The following is a 5,739-nucleotide window of genomic DNA, read 5'->3' on the forward strand; positions in this document are numbered from 1 at the left end:
TATATGCTCTGTCGCAATACTCTCTTTAGATTTAATCGCATAGGTCCATAAAGCTGCATTCTTTTTACTTTTATCTAGAATTCCTCTTCCCGCACGCACTGTTTGCATTTCGTTGTGAAACACCATCGCTGGAGCTACAGACATAGACAATACCGCATCTGTAGAGGGCGTGGTCAAAAAGTGAGAAACTGAAAGCGTCTCACTCAATTGTGGAGAAGGCTGTTCTTTATGAACTGGACGCACAATCATCTGATCGGCTAAAGAGTGAGAAGATTCTGAAACAGCAGTTTGTTGCTCTTCAGCAGAAAGAGGATGAGAACTNTCATCTGATCGGCTAAAGAGTGAGAAGATTCTGAAACAGCAGTTTGTTGCTCTTCAGCAGAAAGAGGATGAGAACTGACTAGAGGAAACACCAGACGATTCTGATTTTCTTGAGAGGGAGATACAGAAACACTAGAGACATTCTGCACTTCTCTTAAATGACGTGGAGGCCGTGGTTTAGCTGGTTGTTTTTTAGTAGGTTTACGAGAACCGGTATTTTTTCCTCTAGAAGAAGCACTTTGATCAAACAATGCAAGAGGAATCTTCGTTTTCTTGTTTACACACTGTGTTTCAGTATTCGAACGTGTCGTACTTTCAGAGGCAGAACTTAAATACCAAATTGTAGAATAACCACTAGAATCAGCACATCTTTCTCTCTTTCGTAAAACATACTGATAAGCTCCACCATCAACAGCTGTAATGTCCTTACCCGAAAGATCTTCCAGAGTAAAATTAGCGCCTCCAAATTTATTAGTAACTAAATTAATCTCTGTGGTCCAACCATTTTTCTGAGAGATAGGACCTGTAATTTCACGACCAGAATCTGCAACGCTTATTTTGTGATTACCTGAACCTTCATCAATCGACAAGTAATCACTTGCATCCCCCGTAGCACTAATATTGAATCGAAAATGCAAACTTCCTGAAAGTTTCTCAACATGAAGTGAAATATGTCGTGGATCATACGGTATAGAAGTAAAAATAACAGTCCCATTCTGCCCCCCTAAATCTTCAATTTCAATCTGAGGTTTTTCTCCTATATTCCGTTCACCAACCTCAAATATTGTTTCTTCAGATCTGTCCTGTATAGGAATTTTTTTCTTAGTCGTATGATTTGTCCTATCACCAGCGAATAAATAAAGTTCTCCGTGATCATTGATCCTTACTTCTCCAACGACATCTTTTATACCAACATGGAACCACGACTTAGCAAAGCTGTTAACAGTCAGACCATCCACAAACCCTTCAGGATATACAACTTGAATAGCATGATCTTTCAAATTAGTATCATAAGATTCTCCTAACGCTAAAACGTGCTGCCTCCCATTCCCAGAGACCTGAGCATACATTGATTTTCCCCCCTCTTTTCTTTCTCCTGCATAAAGATTTTGTTCTCCGTTATCTCCCACTTTCGTATACCACACCCACGCTTCATCATATACATTCTGCTGTCCCACTGCTCCACCGCCGCCAGAAACTGTGGTATTAGAAGCACTGCTTTTTCTCACCACGCTTGTAAGATCAATATTTTTCTCTTCATGAACAAACTGCTGACCTCCAAGGATTTTAGCATCTATTGCATTTCCTCCACGTGTAACTATTTGCATCCCTCCTTTTTCAATAGTGGATCCCATGGAAGTTTTTCCATTTTCAACAATTTCAACACCACCACCTTCGATCTTAACATTATTGTTGAAAAGGGTTGTAATCAGTGCTGAACCTTTTGGTACCTTCCCTCCACTTCCCACATTTTCTAATCTTTTTAACTCTTCATTCCTGTTTTCAACTGCACTTGCAACTTGTACAAAACAACTACTGATCATCAATACTGAAAAACTCAACTTATGTTTATACTGCATTATCGACACTCCACTCTCAATTATTTAGAAAAATATCCCACGGCTACGTAGGTAACTCGCCTTAGATTGTATCGTAATGTGTTTTATTTATGTTTAAAAACACTTTTTAAGTGTATTTTTTAATGTAAACAACTTTAAGTTGTGTATCTATGAGCTACTAGAAAATTCTAACTTACGGCTGAAAATCTTAATAAAATTCAAATTGTTTACTTGAGTTCAAGGAACAATTTTCAATATTTGAAGTTAGATGAACAAAATGCTCGTGCCTAACGAGGTCACGTCCTTCACGGAACACAAAACGCCTTTGAATTGTACATTCACGCGCTTGTTTTAAAGAGACATCTCTCAACGCACCCGAACCCATTTCGCGACGTCATCCCATGAATGGTATACCGGTAAAGCCATTGCGTCCCCAATCTTTACGCTTATGAAGAAGCGAGCCGATATCATCATACACTTTGCCATCCTAATGTTATGATAGCCCTTGACACTAGAGAAGATTCATAAGAGACATTTTTACTCTTTTCTTGTATAGTTTTTATACACATGTTCATCCCGCTTGTGATGTGCTAGGCGAATAATTTTGATTGATTCAACATAAACAGATTTGAAATGAGAGAATCCTATGATACTCGGGACTCTCATTCAACATGCATAGAAATGAATTATTATTATAAATTCAGTATGTTGCCTTTAAAAGAGAGAGTATAAAGACATTCCTACTATTTGAGAAAGTCCCTATACTCTCGAAAAGACATAGCCGGGCGTTATCTGTTTAAGCTTGCAAAACAATTACATTTGTAAAATTAATCAGCCGTGTACACACATATTTAGAAACTATAGCGTAATCCTAAAATACCTTGAAGAGCATTCTTAATCTTATGTCCTTTTAGATAATGTGCTTCCGCATAAAGTGTTAGTTTATCATTGACCGTACCGTTTAAACCAATTCCCAATTTACCCGCACTGCCTGATAAATCTGTAATAAATTTATACTGCTTATTAATTGTCGTATAATTATTATTTATATTCTCACGCAACCAAGCTGCCATAATGTAAGCTGTTAATGAAGTTTCTGAATTCACAAAAAATTCATGTCCTGCAGTCAATCCAACTTCACTGCGGAATGAATTTAATGGGCTTAGATCACCTATCATTTCATTGGAAAGTTTTATTCTTTTACCTTCAACCTGCAAACCTGTTAGCTTGATATAAGGCTGCATCCAAGTATTCTGTGCCGGTTCAAAATAACAGCCAATCTCAAATGACCCACCTATCGCCCACTGATTGTAATGACTTTGAATAGCTAAACCATTCGTTGAGATGGCTTTTAAATTATCTCGGTAATAATTATATTTCAAAACACCATCCATATACCATCCACGATGATCAAAATAAGTTGCGTAAGTTCCAATGCTATAAGAGCTCAAATCACTATCACCACCTCGTGCATGAGAAACACGTGCTTGATCATAACTCCCAAAACCACCAACATACAACTCTCCATGCCTTAATTCACTCAACTGATCAGCACCAAAGACTAAACCTGTCTGCCCAAGCTTAAAGTGTGTATGGCCTGTCGCAACACGTTCTCTGCTCTTAATCCCATAAGTCCATAGTTCGATATCTTTCTTATTTCTGTCCCAAATTTTTCTACCATTCCGTACAACTTGCAACTCATTATTAAAAATAAGTCCAGGGACTACGGACAACGTTAACACTGCATCTGTAGAGGGGGTTGTTGATGTTTCACCAGGAAAAAAAGGATCTGTCGGATCTGGCATAGAAGGCTCTGGTCCACTGAGGCGGTCTGCCGATAAAAACCAAACTTTCCCATTTTCATCCTTTCTTTCTTTCAAATCATACATATAAGTTCCACCATCAATGGCGTTAATTTTTTCACCCTTAAGATCTGTCAGCGTAAAATGCGCACCACCACTTTGATCCGTAATTAAATCACGCTTATTTGAAAAAGGATCCGTGATTTCAACTCCAGAATCAGCAACACTTATTGTATGTTTCCCAGCGCCTTTCTCAACCAAGAGATAATCACCACGGTTATGGGCAATCGTAGTATTGAACGCGAAATGTAAATTTCCTGAAAGATTATTCACATGAAGCTGAGAATAATATGGATCAGAACCTGTAAACGAAAAAATAACACTCCCTTCACCACTTAATTTTTGTATCAAAGAACTTTTTCCATCAAACTCATCAGTAACAGAGTACAGTTTTGTATCTTTTCCATTTAAAATAATATCTTCTACTGTGGTGCGTTGTTGATCATTCCCAGCATAAAGATGGATCTGCCCAGAATGGTTTACCTGTGTCTTGCCTTCTAATGTTGCTCCAGCATGCACCCATGATTTTGTTTGATCATTCATTGTTAGATTCTTTACAGATCCATCAGTATATATTTCCTGAATAGCACTCTCATTTAAAGTGACTCCAATAGCCTGACCGCCTTTTAAGATACGTTGTTTACCACCACCAAAAACTTCTGTGTCAAATGCAAAACCACCATTTTTTGCACTTTGAGACTTTTTTCCAACCTCTTGGACACCCCCTCGCATAACTTTCGTATTCCAAACTTTTCCGCCATCATATACTTTTTGTTGGCCTAGTGTTTCATCTTGACCATAAATGACAGTATGAGAAGCACTACTCCCTTTAATCTCTCCTCCAATATCCCCCTCGCCGAAAACAAGCTGCTCACCACCATAAATTTTAGTCCCTTCTACTTTTCCTCCATTTCCAACACTTTGGTGTCCGCCTTCTTCAACAACAGCATTTTTCGAAAAACCTTGTTTTCCCTTCAAAGCCTGAACATTTTCAATTCCACCATGTTCAATTTTACTATTCTCACTGAGTCCTCCTGCATACACATAAAGCTCTGCACCATTCCTTACAGTGTTATTAATGGATCGCCCTGGACTATCAATCTCACCATCATTTGAAATGTATGCTTTACCTTCATTATCAAGGATATAATTTTCTAAAATTGCCCCATCTTTAATGGAGATAAGTTCAGGCTTTTTAAGAAACGCAGTATTTTGTTCTTGTGCATTATATCCAGCATTGTCACGATGACTACTGTCAAGTTCCTGTTGACTCGCAAACACTCTAGCACCCTTATCCATGATAAAATCGCTAGGCTTTTTCAAAAAGTCTAATTCATTGCGCGTTCTTACCATGGCATCATTAGAGGCTCCAAGTATGCATCTGCCTGTTTTCATATCCTCATTGTATTGATCTTGAAATACTTTATCATTTTCATAACTTGAAGATTGACAAAAAAGTGCTGGTCCCCCCTCATTTGCAGCAGCAGCTTGCACAAAACAGCTGCTCAACATGAGTATCCAACAATGTCGTTTCCATTTATATTGTAGAGCCATATCCTCCCCCCTTCACGCCTGCATAGACACTAAACGTAATTAGCTCTACAAAATATATTTTCAACCTTAGATTGCAACAATCCTTCTTAAAAATCATCCTTATCTCATAAAAAACCGCTCTTTATAGTTTTTAAATACTTTTTTGATCAAGAATATAAGAGCGCTCTTATAGTGCTTCTTTAGCATTTTCTCGGAGTTTTCTTATCAAAGATAAAAAGTAATGCATAATCAAGTATATAAGGGTATACAGTTTATCATGAACAACGAAGCTGCATGCTCTGAAAAATTGTTCTCTGAACCTTTAATTAAAGACCTTTAAAAACAATCATATATTTAAAGATAACTAAAAAATAACCATATATTTAGAAACTATAGCGTACACCTATAATTCCCTGAAGGGACTGTTTTGTTTTACGCCCTTTAATATAATGGGCCTCACCATA

At 37.7% G+C, this 5,739-nt stretch carries 1 protein-coding gene and 1 pseudogene; both read right to left on the reverse strand.

The window, feature by feature from the left end; all coding sequences use genetic code 11:
* Nucleotides 1-1,901: pseudogene (locus ACFILH_RS07020) on the reverse strand (pertactin-like passenger domain-containing protein); the annotation flags it as partial.
* An 830-nt stretch (nt 1,902-2,731) separates the two neighbouring features.
* A complete protein-coding gene (gene bafA / locus ACFILH_RS07025; protein WP_375667579.1) occupies nt 2,732-5,296 on the reverse strand; it encodes a BafA family autotransporter in 2,565 nt (854 codons plus the stop codon).
* Nucleotides 5,297-5,739: the final 443 nt, after the last annotated feature.

The sequence above is a fragment of the Bartonella sp. CL435QHHD genome (assembly GCF_042195095.1).
GTDB lineage: Bacteria > Pseudomonadota > Alphaproteobacteria > Rhizobiales > Rhizobiaceae > Bartonella.

What these genes read in the sequence shown, in the direction of transcription:
- bafA (WP_375667579.1), bottom strand. Translation starts at nt 5,296, where the DNA reads ATGGCTCTACAATATAAATGGAAACGACATTGTTGGATACTCATGTTG.